Genomic DNA, 14,491 nt, shown 5'->3' with positions numbered 1-14,491 from the left:
GATCCTTTTATGTTGGTAGTCCAGAAAGGCCCCCGTATGACTGAAGAGGCCGCCAGGGAAGCAGTCGAGGTGTCTTCCGACGGGATCACCGTCCGGAAGGCGTTCGAGACCGAGGACTTCGCGGTGCCGACGATCGAGTTCAGGATCGAGTCGACGCGCGACGACGAGGCGACGCTCCGGCTCTCGGAGCCGATTCCCGAGGAGTTCCCGATGGACGGCGTCGGGTTCCATCCCGAGTACGAGAGCGAGCACTGGACCGCCTACGAGGACCACACGGTCGAGTTCGAACACTCTGTCGAGCCCGGCGAGGAGCTCGTGACCGTCTACGGCATCCGGATCGACGACCCCGAGGACGCCGACGCGTTCCTCACCCCGCCCGAGATCGCCGAGGTGCGCCCGGCCAACGTGGACGCCGACGGCGCCGATCGGTCGGACGCCGAGGCGGTCGCGGACTCGACGATCGACGACATCGCGTCGAAGGAGAGCAGCCAGGCCGTCAAGGACATGATCTCCGGCGAATCCGACTCGATGCCCGGACTCGACCAGGAGGCCGACGAGACGGACGACGCGGAAGCCGACGACGACGGCCTCGATCTCAACCTCGGCGACGTCGACCTCGATGGCGAGTCAGACGATGCCGAGGCGGAAGACGACGAAGACGAGGGGGCCGACGAGGACTTCGACCTCGGTCTGGAAGAACAGATTCCCGACCCCGAGACCGACGATGCGGAGACGGACGACGACGAACCGGAGATCGAGATCGACGTCCCCGCCGGCGACGACGAGGCCGATGCCGGCGAGCCGGACGACGCGGACGTCGACGACACGGACGCCGACGACGCGGACGCCGCGGAAGCTGACGACATCGACGCCGTCGACGAGATGATCGAGGACGACGAGGCGGACCTCATCGACGCCGAGGAAACAGACGCCGAGGTCGAGGACGCGGACTCCGCCGGTGCTGAAGCCGACGACGCGGACGACGAGACGGAAATCGACGCAGACGTCGACGAGGCAGCGCTCGGGGCTGAGGAAGTCGGCGCCGAGGCTGAGGAAGTGGACGCGGAGGCTAACGAAATGGATGCCGAGACCGAGCTTGACGATGTGGATACCGAGGCCGAGGAGCCGGAAGCCGACATCGTCGAGGACGACGAAGCGTCGGTCGCCGATGCCGACGCCGAAGCGGCTGTTGCCGAGCCCGACGACGAAGCGGCTGCCGACGACGGCACGGCCTCCGACACCGAACCGACGGCCGATGCGACGATCGCCGAGGAAGGTGGCGTCGCGAGCGCGCTCGCCGAGGAACTCCGCGCCGGGCGCGTCGACGAGGAAGACAAGGCGGTGCTCCGCGAGGAACTCGATCTCGGCGTCGACGCCGAGGACGCGGACGCCGGCGGCGTCGATTCGAGCGTCGTCGCGCGGATCGACCACCTCCAGTCTCGCGTCGAGGAGGTCAGCGCCTACGCCGGCGCGATGGAGGAGTTCCTCGCCGAGAACGGGCAGGGCGACGAACTGATCGAGGATCTCCAGTCGACCGTCGAGGCTCTGGAGGCAGACGTCGCGGCGGTCGAGTCGTCGGTCGACGAGAACGACGAAGCGATCGATAGCCTTCAGGGACGCGTCGCCGACGTGGACCAGCACGCGACGGCGGTCGACGAGCGGGTCGACGACGTGGACGATCGTGTCGACTCGGTCGCCGAGGACGTGTCGTCGGTCGACGAGCGGGTCGACGCCGCGGACGAGCGGCTCGCAGACGTCGACGAAGCCGTCGAGTCCGTCTCCGACTCGGTCGATCGGGTCGACTCGGAGATCGGCGAGGTCGGCGAGAACGTCGACGCCGTTCGCGCGGAGCTCGACGACCTGAGCGAGCAGCTCGCAGACGTCGAGGGCGTCGCCGAAGACGCCGCTGCGGACGTCTCGGAGCTGTCGGAATCCCTCGACGAACTCGACGAGCAGCTGGATTCGGTCGCCGAGGACGTCGACTCGGTCGAGTCCGAAGTCCGAGAGATCCAGGACTGGCGCGACCAGCTCGGCGAGATGTTTAACTGAATCGCAACCTGTTTGACCGGCGGGACCGTCGTCCCGCTAATGACTGAGACGATTCCCGTGGCCGTCCCTCGCAAGGGGCGCCCGCTCGAGGCCGTGCTCGACCGCCTTGCGACGCGCGTCGAGGACAGCCATCTCTCCTCCGAGCGCCACGGCAGCGAACGATCCTCGACGGCTGATCTCTCCGCCGGCGTCGACGTCGCCTCGCTGGCCGATTCGATCAGCTCCATCCTGCGCTACGAGAAGGCGATCGCCAAGGGCGAGCAGACCGCCGCGGACGACGTCTACGAGCGCCTCGCGGAGTACAGTGATCTCTCGGCGCCGGGGCGCCCCGAGTACACGCTGCTGCGGGACGACCGAAAGGGACGCCCGCGCCGGATCGTGTTCGACAGCGTCACGATCCCGCTGGGCGACGTCGAGCTGCAGCTGATCGGCCGCGAGGAGCCGTTTCGAGCGCTGCGCACCCACGAGTTCGCGCTGGGGTTCGACAGCGCCGACCTCGTGCTAGAGGAGGTCGTCGGCCTGCGGGCCGAACCGCTGGAGTCGATCGCGGACCTCAACGCTCGCATCGATCCCCGCGACACCGACGTCCGGGTCGTCGCCGGACTCGGCGATACGGTCTATCACACGCTGATGGGCCAACCCGATCTTCGACGCGAAGGGACGGACGACGCGTTCGATCGCGAGTTCGTTCGCGAGTACGAGGGGCCGCTGTGTATCTCGCCGCGCTACGAACGGCTCGTCGAGGCGGTGCTCGGAACCGACGCCGTCGAGGGCGTCGACTTCTGTTATCCCCAGAACGGCCGCGAGGAAGAAGCCGCCATCGCAGACGCCGGGCTCGGCGTCTACCTGACGGTCACTGGGTCGACGGCGCGCGAGCACGGCCTCGAGCTGGGCGAGCGGCTCTTCCCCAGCGAGACGGTGCTGATGGAGAACCTCGCGGAGACGAACGACGGCGCCGGTCTGGTGGCCGACCTGTTCGCTAACGCGTCGTCGGACTCGGAACTGACGGTCTGATTCGCCCTGCGTCCCGCCGAAAGACGCTATCGTGGGGAGCTACCGTCCGTTCAGTTGCCCGCGTGAGCGGGAACGCTCGTGGCATCTTCTGTCGGCGTCTGGTCGCCGTAGTACTTCCTCTCCCAGTCGCGACGCTGCGAGAGCGTCTCGTACCCTTTCTCGGAGAGTTCGTAGGCGTTCGTCCGGCGATCGTGTGATCCTTTCTCGACCAGTCCTTCTTCGACGAGGTCGTCGAGATTCGGATAGAGCCGCCCGGGATGGACTTCGGACTCGTAATAGTCCTCGAGTTCGGACTTGATCGCCAGCCCGTGGGGCTCTTCCAGTCCCGCGATTACGTACAACAGGTCGCGCTTGAAGCCGGTGAGATCGTACATCGTGTTTGCCTCTGTAATCGAATACGACCAGCTACCACACAAAACGAACACCTAACAGTTTTGGAGAAACCGACCGGGATCGCGACCGGCGTCGCTCGCAGATTGCGCCGTTACTGCCGTGAAAGCACGCTACGGGCCTTTGCGGCGTCGACTCTGTACTTGAACTTCGGCGTCCCGTCGACCAGCACGTAGGGAACCCGGTCGCCGTACTCCTCGGCGAGCTCGGGATCCTCGTCGACGTCGACCTCGTCGATGTCGATCGCGACACCTTCCGAGTCGGCGATCCGGGTCAGCGTCTCGACGGCCTCGTCGCAGAGGTGACAGTTCTCTCTCGTGTACACGGTGATCGGAACCGGCTCAGCCATGCCTCCGCGTTGGCACTGCGGAAGAAGAACGGTTGCGATTCGGCACGGCGCCGCCGCTCGTCGATTCGTCGAAACAGGAAAGCGAATCGCGCGCGAAAAACGCGCGATCGCTTGCCGCCCTGAATTGGTCCCCGCTGACGCTTCGGCCCTCCAAGCGAAGCGTCACCTGAGCAAATTCACTCGTTGATCTTAAATGTTTCGACACCAGCCTACCGTTCGCTTCCCTGATCAAAAAATTAAGCTGCGTTTACATGTGTTCCTCCTCGAGAACCCACCCGAGCGCCCGCTTGTAGTGACTGAACAGTTTTCGGACGCCTTCGTGACGCATCTCCTCGTCGTCGAGCTGGTCCTGCAGGTACTCGTACTGCTCGCGGACTTCCTCTTCGGAGCGCATGCGGCCAGCTACCGGCGCGAGTGACATGAAAGTCGCGGGCGGCCGGCGACCGCGTCGAACCGCGAGACTCGAACACTTTTAATGCCGCCCCGGCAACGTCAGGGCCGACACCGCACCCGAACGGCGGGCCTGAACACGGAACGATGACTGACGCGGCTCTCGCCCCCGACGCGGGCGCACGACTGGCGGACCGACTCGGACGCGAGAGCGACGCCCACGCGCGGTACGCGGCGGCCGCCCGCGACCGCGCGGACGACGGCGTCGTCGCTGACGCCGTCGCGGACTGGCTCCAGTTCGTCCGCCGGAGCCACGGCGACGCCGTCGACTCGTTGCCGGGCGAGCGCTCGCGCGAAGCGCTCGTCCGCGATTGGCTGTACTACGATTTTCTGCTCGAACGACTGTTCGCCGCGGTCGAGCGGGCGCTCGACGTTCGCGTGCGCGATCGCGCACCCGGCGCGAACACCGGCGCGCTCGGCGTCGACCTCCGGGCGGTCCACGACGCGGTCGCGGACGACGAACTCCGATCGCTCGTTGACGCCGAGCTCGCCGCGGCGTCCGGATCGGCGGCCGCGCCGAACGCCGTCGATCCCGACGCGCTCCGGCAACTCTACGAGTCGGTGGTGACCCGCCCCGTTCGCCTCGCGCTCGGCGAGTACTACACGCCCCGCGGCGTCGCCGCGCTGGCCGTCGACGCGCTCGAAGACGACGTCGGCGCCGACACCTACCTCGATCCGGGCTGTGGCTCGGGCGCGTTCCTCTCGGTCCTGATCGATCGCAAGCTCGCGGCGACCGCGGACGCCGGGCTGGACGCGCGAGAGCGACTCGACCGGATCACCGACGGCGTGTTCGGGATCGACCTGAATCCCGTGGCGGTTCGGAGCGCGACGCTGTCGTACGTGCTTTCGCTGGCGCCTCTCCTCGGCTCGCCGGAGGTCGAGTCGGTCGCCGTTCCGGTGTTTCTCACGGACGCGCTCGGCGTCACGCGCGACGACGACCTCCGCTACCGGGGCGAGCCGTTCGATCCGAGGGTCGACCACCTCGTCGGCAACCCGCCGTGGATCACCTGGAGCGACCTGCCCGACGCCGTCCGGACGGCCTGGAGAGATGGCCCCGCCGAGCGACTCGATCTGGCGCCCGGCGACGGAAAGACCGCGCTGCTGGGCCACGCGAACGACGACGTCTCGGTGCCGTTCGTGCTGACCTGCGCGGACCGCTACCTCGCGGCCGACGGCGACGCCGCGTTCGTGCTCAAGCGCACCATCGCGAAGGGGCCCGCGGGGCGACGGCTGCGCGCCCAGCGCCTCGACGGCGACCCGCTTCGCGTTCGCCGGGTCCACGACTTCGCCGACCTCCGGCCGTTCGGTGACGGCGTCCGTGCTGGGGCGGCGATCTTCGCGCTCTCGGCCGGCGAGTCCGCGTCGACGCCGATCCCCGTCACCGCGTGGTCGAGGGGTGACGCCGCACCGGACTTCTCGACGCGCGCGGCGGTCGACGCCACACTCCGCCGCGAGGAGACCGAGTTCGTCCCCGTCGACGCCGAGGACCCCGCGTCGTCGTGGCTCCGCGCGGACGCCGACCGCCGGGCGCTCGGCGACTGCGACCACGAGATCCGCCACGGCGTCAAGGACGACGCGCGCGAGGTGTTCGAGATCGACCGCGACCAGCTCGCGGACATCGAGCCCGATCACGTCTTTCCGTACCTCAAGTCCCGCCACGTCGTCAAGTACGGCCTGTTCGGCCACGACCTCCGGCTCGTCCCCCAGCGCCAGGCCGGCGAGGACAACGAGGACCGACTCGAACGCGAGTGCCCGCGTACGTACGACTACCTCGACGCGCGACGCGAGCGCCTCGCCGAGCGCTCCTCGTCGTGGCTCGATCGCGGCCCCTTCTACAGCGTGTTCGGCCTCGGCGAGTACACCTGGGCCGACTACAAGATCGTCTGGTGCCGGCTGGGCTACAAGCCCCACTTCGCCGTCGTCTCGTCCGTCGAGGACGAAGACCTCGGGGAGAAACCGGTCGTGCCGGGCGATCACTGCATGTTCGTCGCGACCGACGACGAGCGCGAGGCCCACTTCCTCTGTGCGCTGCTGAACTCCTCGCTCTACCAGCGCTCGCTCGACGATATCGTCTCGGAGGGCAAGTCCAGCCTCTCGAAGGCCGTCGTCTCGCGGCTGTACCTTCCGACCGCGGCGGACGTGTCGGACGACCTCGTCGACCGACTGGCCGAGGGGTCGCGCCGCGCCCACGAGATCGTCCCCGAGCACACCGACGTGAGCAAGCGCGAGTACAACCGGACGACGATCGACGATCTGGAGCCGATCCGCGCCGACGTCGACGCCGCCGTCGAGGAGTTGCTCGCGCGCCGGGACGGCTGACTGCGCCGCCGCGGCACCGGTCCGGAGTGGAGGATATTTCACGCCGCGAGCGTTACGGCCACGCATGGAGATCCGCGGCGAGCGCGAGTGCAAGGACTGTGGCACGCGGTGGTCGTACTACGAGACCGGCAGCGTCGCCTGCCCCAACTGCGAGAGCGTCCGCAGCGTCGGCGTCGACGAGGAGCGCAAGCGCCACACCGCCGGCCAGGCGACGCTTGATCTCACCGAGGTCCGCAACATGATCGACGCCGAACCCGAGGACGAGCTCGCGAACGCCGCAATCGAGGAGTGCCGGGAGTTCGTCCGCCGGACGGGCTTCATCGACGCGGGCGAGCTTCGGCCGCTCGACGACGTGTATCTCGCGGCCCGCGAACTCCGACAGGTCGCCGACGTCGTGGGGCGGTCCTACGACCCGACCAACGACGAGGAGCTGTACTATCTCTCCTTGCTCCGGGGTGCAGACCGGGGCGAGCGACCCGCGCCCGACGAGGTGCCCCTCGGACTCCGCGAGGCTCGCGGGCTGGCCTACGCCGAGGCGGCGCAAGCCTACCGAAGCGAGATCAGCACCTGGATCGACGATCAGGACGACGAGTATCCGGCGGCCATGGGCGCGCTGGCGACGCTGGGCGATCACGTCAAGCGGATCAAGGCGTTGCAGGGCGACGTCGACCCCGAGACCGCCGAGACGCTCGTCAGAGCCGCGCGCAACCTGGCCGAGGCGGTCAGGTGGGACGACGAGGACGCGCTGGCGCGGTGCCGCGAGCGGCTCGAGCGGCTGTCAGAATAAGTTCCGCCGACTCAGGGAAGCTCGACGTCTTCGACGCCGTCCTGCGGCCCGGCGACGCAGCGCCGGTCAGGGAAGGACGACGTCGACGTCTTTCTGCAGGCCGGCCGCTTTCACCGTGTTGTACAGCAACATCGCCCGCGTCATCGGGCCGACGCCGCCGGGCACCGGCGTGATCGCGCCGGCTTTTTCCTTCGCGCTCTCGAAGTCGACGTCGCCGACCAGTTCGTAGCCCTTCTCCGTATCGGCGTCGACGCGGTTGACGCCGACGTCGATCACCGTGGTGCCCTCGGTGAGCATCTCGCCGTCGACGAGCTGGGGGACGCCGCAGGCCGCGACGACGACGTCGGCGTTCCGCGTCTTGGCGCCGAGATCGTTCGTCCGGGAGTGACAGACCGTCACAGTCGCGTTGCCCAGATCGGTTTTCTGGATCAGCAGGTTCGCCAGCGGCTTCCCCACGATGTTCGAGCGGCCCACGATCACGACGTCCTTGCCTTCGGGGTCGACGTCGGCGGCTTCGAGCAGCTTCTGGACGCCGTGGGGCGTGCACGGCTTGTACCGTGCGTGGCCGGCGACGAGCTTGCCGACGTTCTCGGGGTGGAACCCGTCGACGTCCTTCACCGGATCGATCCGGTTGAGCACCTCGCGCTCGTCGACGTGGTCGGGCACCGGCATCTGGACGAGGATGCCGTGGACCTCGGGATCCTCGTTGAGTTCGTCGATCGTGTCGTACAGCTCCTCGGCGGGCGCCTCGGGGTCGATCTCGACGTGGACGCTGTCGATTCCGACCTCCTCGCAATCGCGCTGTTTCATCGACACGTACGTCTCGCTCGCGGGGTCGTCGCTCATCAGCACCGTCGCGAGGCCCGGCGTGACGCCGGCGTCGCCCAGCGCGTCGATGCTCTCTGTCAGGTCCGAGCGGATCTCGTCGGCCACCGCGTTGCCGTCGATGACGTGCGTCATTACGTAAACCGCCGACCGCGACGCTCTTGAAACCTCGGGTTCGTGCCCAGATCCGCGTCGAAATAGCCAATCATATGCACGAGCGTGGATAGGAGCCGCGGTAGCTGGACCGTCATCACGACCACAGGGGAGAACGTGTCGGATAGTGTGGTATTACCACTCATTCTTATGTAGCAGTGCGCTGACGGTCGGAACGAACTATGGGGACGGACGAATCACCGGACAGAGACGTATCGAGCGAGTTCGTCACCGCGAGCGAGGACGAGGGGCCCCGGATCGAGTTCTACGGGGGCCGGGGAATGAGCGCGCTTCCCATCCTGTTTTTCATCGTCTGGGCGGTCGCCCAGACGGCGCTGTGGCGAATCTCAGACACCAGCGGCCTGGTCGCGGGGATGCTGATCGGACTGATCGTCGGGATGTTCTTCGTGAAGGGCTCCTGGACCGGGTACGCTAACACCCTGTTCGAGGGGATGACCCAGCCCGTGGCGGTGACCGCGATCGTGGCGTGGCTCTGGGCCGGCATGTTCGCCGACACGCTGCAGGCCGGCGGGTTCGTCGGCGGCCTCGTCTGGCTGGCCGACGCGTTCGGGATCGGCGCCACGCTGTTCCCCGCGCTCACGTTCCTCCTCGCGGCGGTACTGGCGACCGGCATCGGCACCGGCTACGGGACGACCGTCGCGTTCGTCGCCCTCTTTTTCCCGGCGGGCGTGCTGCTGGGCGCCAACCCCGTGTTGCTGTTCGGCGCGATACTTTCGGGGGCGGTGTTCGGCGATAACCTCGCGCCCGTCAGCGACACGACGATCGTCAGCGCGGTCACCCAAGACTCGGACATCGGCGGGGTCGTCGCCTCGCGATTCAAGTACGTGATCGTCGCGGCGGCGATCGCGTTCCCCGCGTACATCGTCGCCAGCGGCGCCATGTCGGGGCTGGACATCGCCGGCGGCGCTCAGGACCTCCTCGTCGCGGAGAGCGAACCGGCCGGGCTGGTTCACCTGCTCTCGATGGGCATGGTGATCGGGACGGCCGTCAGCGGGCGTCACATCGTCGAGGCGATCTCCTGGGGGCTCGTCACCGCGGTCGTTCTCAACATCCTGCTCGGGCTGGCGCCGGTCAGCGACATGCTGCTGTTCACCGCGCCGGCGAGCGCTCCCGCGTCCGAGCAACTGTCCTTCCTCCCGTTCCTGGAAGTGACGACGGACGCCAGCGCCGTCGGCGTCGGCGGCAGCATCTACTCCGGCGCGGCGGGCTTCTTCGCGCTGTCGATCCTCGTCCTGCTGATCATCGCGGCCGCCCAGATCATGATCCGCGGCGGGGCGTTCCAGGCGATCCTCGACTGGTCGCTGACGAATCTCGCGACGAACGTCCGCAACGCGGAACTGACGATGGTCGGCTCTGCGGCGATGATCAACGCCATCATCACGATCAATACGGCCGCCGAGATCGCGATCGGGCCGTTCATCTCGAAGGTCGGCGAGCGGTTCAATCTGAATGGCTACCGCCGCGCGAACATCCTCGACGCCCAGACCGCGGCGCTGGGCTACATCTTCCCGTGGTCCGGCGGCGTGCTCGTCGGCTTCACCGAGATGCAGACCCTGCCCGAGCAGTACGACTGGTTCGAGACGAGCATGGTCGTCAATCCCGTCGAAGTCGTACCCTTCGTGTTCCAGGGCTGGCTGCTGGTCGCCGTGTTCGTCGTCGCCGCGCTGACCGGCTTCGGGCGGGAGTACACCATCGACCGGCAGTCCGAGGAGGTGGCCCGCGTATGAGCTTCCTCAAGAAGTACACGAAGGGCTGGTCGTTCCGCACCACGAGCCCCTCGCTGGAGCCCGGCAGCACGGTCGACGTGTTCCTCGCCGAGTACGACGCCGCCGAGGACGCCGGCCTCGCGTTCGTCGGCGACACGAAGCTGTACGTCGAGGGCGCGACGCCCGAGCACGTCGAACAGCAGGTCCGCGTCGAGGTGGCGGAGTACGATTCGAACGGCGGCGTCGGCCGCGGCGAGTTCGTCGAGGTCGTCGGCGACAGCTCGTACGCCGGCTGAGCAGCCGCCGATCGACGCATCGCGTTTTCGAATATCGACAGCACGACACAGCCGCCGCTGTCGAACGCGGCGTCGAAAGAAAGTGTGGGATCTGGGGCGTCGAGTTTAACCGAAGAGTTCGCCGAGGCCCTCGCCGCTGGCCTCCTCGTCCTCGTCGTCGTCGCCGTCGTCCTCGTCGGTCGTGTCGGGGAGGTCTTCCTCGGCCTCCTCGGCTTCCTCGTCGTCGCCGTCGTCGGCTGCAGCGCCGCCGGCTGCGCCGCCCGCTGCGGCGCCGCCCGCGGGGACCGCTGCGGCCTCGTCGACGGCCTCGTCGATGTCGACGTCCTCCAGTGCGGCGACCAGCGCCTTGACGCGGGACTCCTCCACGTCGACGCCGGCTGCCTCGAGCACGCCGGTCAGGTTGTCTTCGTTGATCTCTTCGCCAGTCTCGTTGAGGATGAGTGCTGCGTAAACGTATTCCATGGATGAATCACCCGAACATGTTGCCGAGACCCTCTGCAGCGCCGTCGTCGCCGTCGTCGTCGTCTTCGTCGTCTTCCTCGGCGGCGTCGTCGGCGTCGGTCTCGTCCGCTTCGTCGTCTTGGTCGTCAGTCGATTCTTCGTCGGCAGTCTCCGCGGCGGCCGCAGGCGCTTCCACGTCCTGCAGTTCCTCGGGGAGCGCCTCCTCGTCGTCGATCTGTGCGGCCAGCGCGCGCACCTGCGCGTCGGCCTTGGTCACGAGATCGTCGGCGAGGTCGGGGCTCTCGATCGAGGCCTGGATGCCGAGGCTCTTGGCCTCGCCGGTCGCCTTCGCGATGAGCGTCGGCGCCGTGGCGGGCGTGGCGTACTCGGCGTTGATCGAGAGGTTCCGCGCGCGAGCGGCGGCGGTCTGGACGTCCGACCGGTAGGCCTCGACGTCGATGTCGAGATCCTCGGGGTCGAACAGCACGCCCTCGGAGACGACGGCGCGCAGGTCCAGCCCGACTTCCTTGGGCTCGATGCCCAACTCGCTGAGGACGTTCGAGAGGTCCTGAGAGACCTCTTCGCCGGCCGAAAGGACCGTGCTGTCCTCGGTTACCTGAATCGAACCGTCCTGGATGCGGGCCGATGCGCCGACGCTCTGCAGTTCGCCGACGAACGGGCCCGGGTCGACGCCCGTGTCGCCCTCGGGGACGACGATATCGTTGGGCGCGACCTCACCGGCGCCGATGGGCGCGGGCGTCTTGGACGCTTCGAGCTCCTGGTAGAGCGTGAAGGGGTTGTCGTTCGTACCGATCAGACCGACCTGCCCCTCGACGTGCTCGACCAGATCGCCGAGGCCGTCACCGACCTCGTCGAGCGCGCGCTCCAGCAGCGTGTTGCGGCTGACGCGCAGCTCGGCGGTGCCGTGCAGGTCGCGACGCATGTCCTGAAGCTGTCGCGACGGGATGCCGGCGATGTTGACGACGCCGACGCTCTCGTAGCCCTCGAGGATGCCGACGATCTCGTCGACCTCCTCGCGCTTCCACTCGGGAAGGTTCTGGGTCTTGCGCTCGGCTTCCGCGCTCATGTCAGGCCACCTCCACTGCCGGGCCCATGGTGGTCTTGACGTAGACCGAATCCAGGTTCAGCGGGCCCTTCTCCAGATCCGCGTGGAGACGGCGGAGGATCACGTCGATGTTGTCGGCGATCTCCTCTGCGCCCATGTCCTCGGCGCCGACGCGCGTGTGGAACGTGCGTCGGTCGCCGCTGCGGAGCTGGACGGTGTTTTTCATTCGGTTGACGACCTCGACGACGTCGTCGTCCGGCGAGAGCGGCTCGGGCATCTTGCCCCGCGGGCCGAGGATCGTACCGAGGTAGCGACCGACGTCCTGCATCATCGCCTCTTCGGCGATGAAGAAGTCGGTCGCCTCGGCGAGGTCCTTCGCCTCGTTGTCGTCGTCACCGAGATCTGCCAGGTCGTCGCCGCCGATAACCTCGTAAGCGACGTCCTCTGCGCGGATGGCGGTTTCGCCCTCCGCTATCACGACGATCCGCGTCTCCTGTCCTGTACCGGACGGGAGCACGACGGACTCGTCGACGCGATTCGACGGTTCGTTGAGATCCAGATCGCGCAGGTTAACCGCGAGGTCGACCGTCTCGCTGAAATTGCGATCGGGTGCGTCCTCGAGTGCGCGAGAGACTGCTTGCTCTATGTCCTGATCTGCCATCGTTCACCTCCGTAGTACGCAGGAACTGCTCCTACGGGTCAGTGAAACAGGCGGTGCCTGTCTCATCGGAGACGAGGTCCATGTAGAACTTAAAGCCGTCGTTACGGAGCGTGGAGGCGTCTCTCTGAGGCTGAACTACGACCGGGGATCCACCGAGTCGCCGGACGAGTGTTTTCCCGATGGCCGTCGAACTACCGAACGATCGTGCTCCGGACTGTCGCACCGGTCGGGGTGCTGACTGCGCTCGCAGCGCTCGCGCTGGCCGCGATCCATATCGCCGCCCGACGGCTCCGCGTCTCGACGAACTTCCCGCGCAGTGCGTGGCTGTCGACGGCCGGCGGCGCCGCAGTCGCGTACGTGTTCGTCCACGTCTTGCCCGAACTGAACGCCGGGCAAGCGACGCTCGAGGGCACCGTCGGCTTCCTCGAACATCACGCCTACCTCGTCGCTCTCGGCGGATTCGGAACGTTCTACGGCGTCGAACGGCTGGCCCTGATCGGCCGAGACCGAGCGGCTTCGGACGATCCGGACGACCTCGACGAATCGATTTTCTGGGTACACGTCGGCGCCTTCGCGGGCTACAACGGTCTGATCGGCTACCTCCTCGTCCACCGGGAGACGCCGGGCACCCTCTCGCTGGTCCTGTTCGCCGTGGCGATGGGGCTTCATTTCCTCGTCAACGACTACGGATTGCGCCGCCACCACGAGAGGACCTACGACCGGTACGGTCGGTGGATCCTGGCGCTGGCGGTGCTGTGTGGCTGGGCGATCGGACTCGCCGTCGACGTAACCGAGGCTGCAGTGGCGATGCTGTTCGCGTTTCTGGCCGGCGGCGTCATCCTCAACGTCGTCAAAGAGGAACTACCGGCCGAGCGAGATGGCCGGTTCTGGGCCTTCGCTCTCGGGGCGACAGCGTACTCGGCGGTGTTGCTGTTGGTCTGATCGACGCCGCAGCTATACCGATTCGAAGACTACGAGAAAGAAATCGAGCGCCGGATCAGGCGTCCGCGAACTGGTCGTCGTACTCGCCGGCGTCGATCTTCTCTTTGAAGTCGCGCGGGTTCTCGCCCTCGATGGTGACGCCCAGCGAGGTGCAGGTTCCCACGACTTCCTTCGCGGCGTTCTTCTGGTCGTAGGCGAGCAGGTCGGTGAGCTTCTGGTCGGCGATCTGCTTGACCTGATCGACCGAGAGATCGGCGACGAAGTCCTCCTGGGGCTCGCCGCTACCGGTCTCGAAGCCGGCCTCGTCCTTGATGAGTTCGGCCGTCGGCGGGACGCCGACCTCGATATCGAACGAGCCGTCGTCGTCGTACTCGATGGTGACGGGCACTTCGGTGCCGTCGAAGGCCTCGGTCTGGTCGTTGATCTCCTGGACGACTGCCTGCACGTCGACGGGCGTCGGGCCCAGCTCGGGGCCGAGCGGCGGGCCAGGGTTGGCCTGGCCGCCCGGGACGAGCACTTCGATAGTTCCAGCCATACTGAGTACAACCTCCGCGCGATTTTTAAGGATTATCTTTCTGTCCCGTGCGAGTGAGGGCGTGCCACGGTGGGCTCTGGACCGTCGGCGTCCGGCGGCGCGGTGACGGAGGCTGTCGGCATAGCGGGCGCTACGGGTCGGGAGGACAAAAGGAATCGCGGTCGTCCGGCCGCGCTCTCAGGCGTCAGTTCGCTCGATCGGCGTGAACGAGCCCGTGATGTCCCACTCGTGGATGCAGTGTGGGTTCCCCACTGCGCGCTCGCCGTCTTCCGCGACGATCTGCCAGGATCCCTGCTCGTCGTTCCAGGCCTCCTGACGCCCACACAGCTCGCACGTCCGCGAGCGCGGTTTCCGGATCGTTGTCGCCATACTAGGTCTTTCGTCGCCCTCCGTAATAATTGGTTTGCAGGCGTGCTCTCGCTCACCACGTGAGAAACACTCATGATCGTTCCCAACACAGAGCCAATCGTTGTCATACCGCACGATG

16 protein-coding genes are annotated in these 14,491 nt (G+C 67.2%); 7 read left to right on the top strand and 9 right to left on the bottom strand.

Annotation, left to right across the window (positions count from 1 at the left end):
* Nucleotides 1-36: 36 nt before the first annotated feature.
* Together NO931_RS09115 and NO931_RS09110 are read left to right on the top strand one after the other, a co-directional pair.
* Nucleotides 37-2,049: a midas domain-containing protein gene (locus tag NO931_RS09115; protein WP_256391346.1), complete on the top strand. Its 2,013-nt coding sequence runs from the start codon at nucleotides 37-39 to the stop codon at nucleotides 2,047-2,049.
* Between the two features lie 39 nt (nucleotides 2,050-2,088).
* Nucleotides 2,089-3,063 carry a phosphoribosyltransferase HisG-related protein gene (locus NO931_RS09110; protein ID WP_256391345.1) on the top strand — a complete coding sequence of 325 codons (975 nt, stop codon included), beginning with the start codon at nucleotides 2,089-2,091 and terminating at the stop codon, nucleotides 3,061-3,063.
* Between the two features lie 50 nt (nucleotides 3,064-3,113).
* Here NO931_RS09110 and NO931_RS09105 read toward each other — a convergent pair whose 3' ends face one another.
* The 3 genes from NO931_RS09105 to NO931_RS09095 all read right to left on the bottom strand — a co-directional run bounded on the left by NO931_RS09105 (nucleotide 3,114) and on the right by NO931_RS09095 (nucleotide 4,196).
* The gene (locus NO931_RS09105; protein WP_256391344.1) at nucleotides 3,114-3,437 is read right to left on the bottom strand and encodes a PadR family transcriptional regulator; all 324 of its coding nucleotides are present in this window, start codon (nucleotides 3,435-3,437) and stop codon (nucleotides 3,114-3,116) included.
* A gap of 110 nt (nucleotides 3,438-3,547) precedes the next feature.
* A complete protein-coding gene (locus NO931_RS09100; RefSeq protein ID WP_256391343.1) occupies nucleotides 3,548-3,802 on the bottom strand; it encodes a glutaredoxin family protein in 255 nt (84 codons plus the stop codon).
* Nucleotides 3,803-4,049: 247 nt separating this feature from the next.
* Nucleotides 4,050-4,196, bottom strand: a complete 147-nt coding sequence (locus tag NO931_RS09095) for a DUF8555 family protein (RefSeq protein ID WP_256391342.1) — start codon at nucleotides 4,194-4,196, stop codon at nucleotides 4,050-4,052.
* 143 nt (nucleotides 4,197-4,339) lie between these two features.
* On the opposite strand from NO931_RS09095, the gene NO931_RS09090 reads away from it, so the two are divergent.
* Both NO931_RS09090 and NO931_RS09085 read left to right on the top strand, forming a co-directional pair.
* The gene (locus NO931_RS09090; RefSeq protein ID WP_256391341.1) at nucleotides 4,340-6,571 is read left to right on the top strand and encodes an N-6 DNA methylase; all 2,232 of its coding nucleotides are present in this window, start codon (nucleotides 4,340-4,342) and stop codon (nucleotides 6,569-6,571) included.
* Nucleotides 6,572-6,635: 64 nt separating this feature from the next.
* The gene (locus NO931_RS09085; protein ID WP_256391340.1) at nucleotides 6,636-7,358 is read left to right on the top strand and encodes a DUF7117 family protein; all 723 of its coding nucleotides are present in this window, start codon (nucleotides 6,636-6,638) and stop codon (nucleotides 7,356-7,358) included.
* 66 nt (nucleotides 7,359-7,424) lie between these two features.
* On the opposite strand, the gene NO931_RS09080 is transcribed toward NO931_RS09085, so the two are convergent.
* Nucleotides 7,425-8,318, bottom strand: coding sequence for a bifunctional methylenetetrahydrofolate dehydrogenase/methenyltetrahydrofolate cyclohydrolase (locus tag NO931_RS09080; protein WP_256391339.1), 894 nt, complete (start codon nucleotides 8,316-8,318; stop codon nucleotides 7,425-7,427).
* 200 nt (nucleotides 8,319-8,518) lie between these two features.
* Here NO931_RS09080 and NO931_RS09075 point away from each other — a divergent pair, with 200 nt between their 5' ends.
* Together NO931_RS09075 and NO931_RS09070 are read left to right on the top strand one after the other, a co-directional pair.
* Nucleotides 8,519-10,084, top strand: coding sequence for a Na+/H+ antiporter NhaC family protein (locus NO931_RS09075; RefSeq protein WP_256391338.1), 1,566 nt, complete (start codon nucleotides 8,519-8,521; stop codon nucleotides 10,082-10,084).
* On the top strand, nucleotides 10,081-10,359 hold the full coding sequence (locus NO931_RS09070) for a DUF7513 family protein (RefSeq protein ID WP_256391337.1): 279 nt from the start codon (nucleotides 10,081-10,083) through the stop codon (nucleotides 10,357-10,359). Before NO931_RS09075 ends, NO931_RS09070 begins: the two co-directional genes overlap by 4 nt.
* 105 nt (nucleotides 10,360-10,464) lie before the next feature.
* Here the strand turns inward: NO931_RS09070 and rpl12p are convergent, their stop codons facing one another.
* The 3 genes from rpl12p to NO931_RS09055 are packed head-to-tail and all read right to left on the bottom strand — an operon-like array spanning nucleotide 10,465 to nucleotide 12,527.
* Nucleotides 10,465-10,821, bottom strand: a complete 357-nt coding sequence (gene rpl12p, locus NO931_RS09065; protein ID WP_256391336.1) for a 50S ribosomal protein P1 — start codon at nucleotides 10,819-10,821, stop codon at nucleotides 10,465-10,467.
* A 7-nt stretch (nucleotides 10,822-10,828) separates the two neighbouring features.
* Nucleotides 10,829-11,887, bottom strand: coding sequence for a 50S ribosomal protein L10 (locus tag NO931_RS09060; RefSeq protein ID WP_256391335.1), 1,059 nt, complete (start codon nucleotides 11,885-11,887; stop codon nucleotides 10,829-10,831).
* Nucleotide 11,888: 1 nt separating this feature from the next.
* Entirely contained in the window at nucleotides 11,889-12,527 is a 639-nt protein-coding gene (locus NO931_RS09055; protein ID WP_256391334.1) for a 50S ribosomal protein L1, read from the bottom strand.
* A 204-nt stretch (nucleotides 12,528-12,731) separates the two neighbouring features.
* On the opposite strand from NO931_RS09055, the gene NO931_RS09050 reads away from it, so the two are divergent.
* Nucleotides 12,732-13,469 (top strand): hypothetical protein, encoded by a 738-nt coding sequence (locus tag NO931_RS09050; protein ID WP_256391333.1) that lies wholly within the window; start codon nucleotides 12,732-12,734, stop codon nucleotides 13,467-13,469.
* Between the two features lie 55 nt (nucleotides 13,470-13,524).
* On the opposite strand, the gene NO931_RS09045 is transcribed toward NO931_RS09050, so the two are convergent.
* On the bottom strand, nucleotides 13,525-14,004 hold the full coding sequence (locus tag NO931_RS09045) for a 50S ribosomal protein L11 (RefSeq protein ID WP_256391332.1): 480 nt from the start codon (nucleotides 14,002-14,004) through the stop codon (nucleotides 13,525-13,527).
* Nucleotides 14,005-14,181: 177 nt separating this feature from the next.
* Nucleotides 14,182-14,373 (bottom strand): HEWD family protein, encoded by a 192-nt coding sequence (locus NO931_RS09040; RefSeq protein ID WP_256391331.1) that lies wholly within the window; start codon nucleotides 14,371-14,373, stop codon nucleotides 14,182-14,184.
* Nucleotides 14,374-14,491 lie beyond the last annotated feature (118 nt).

The sequence above is a fragment of the Natronoarchaeum rubrum genome, assembly GCF_024494695.1.
Note: the sequence above shows the minus strand (reverse complement) of the source record. Positions and strands in the feature narration are given on the sequence as shown.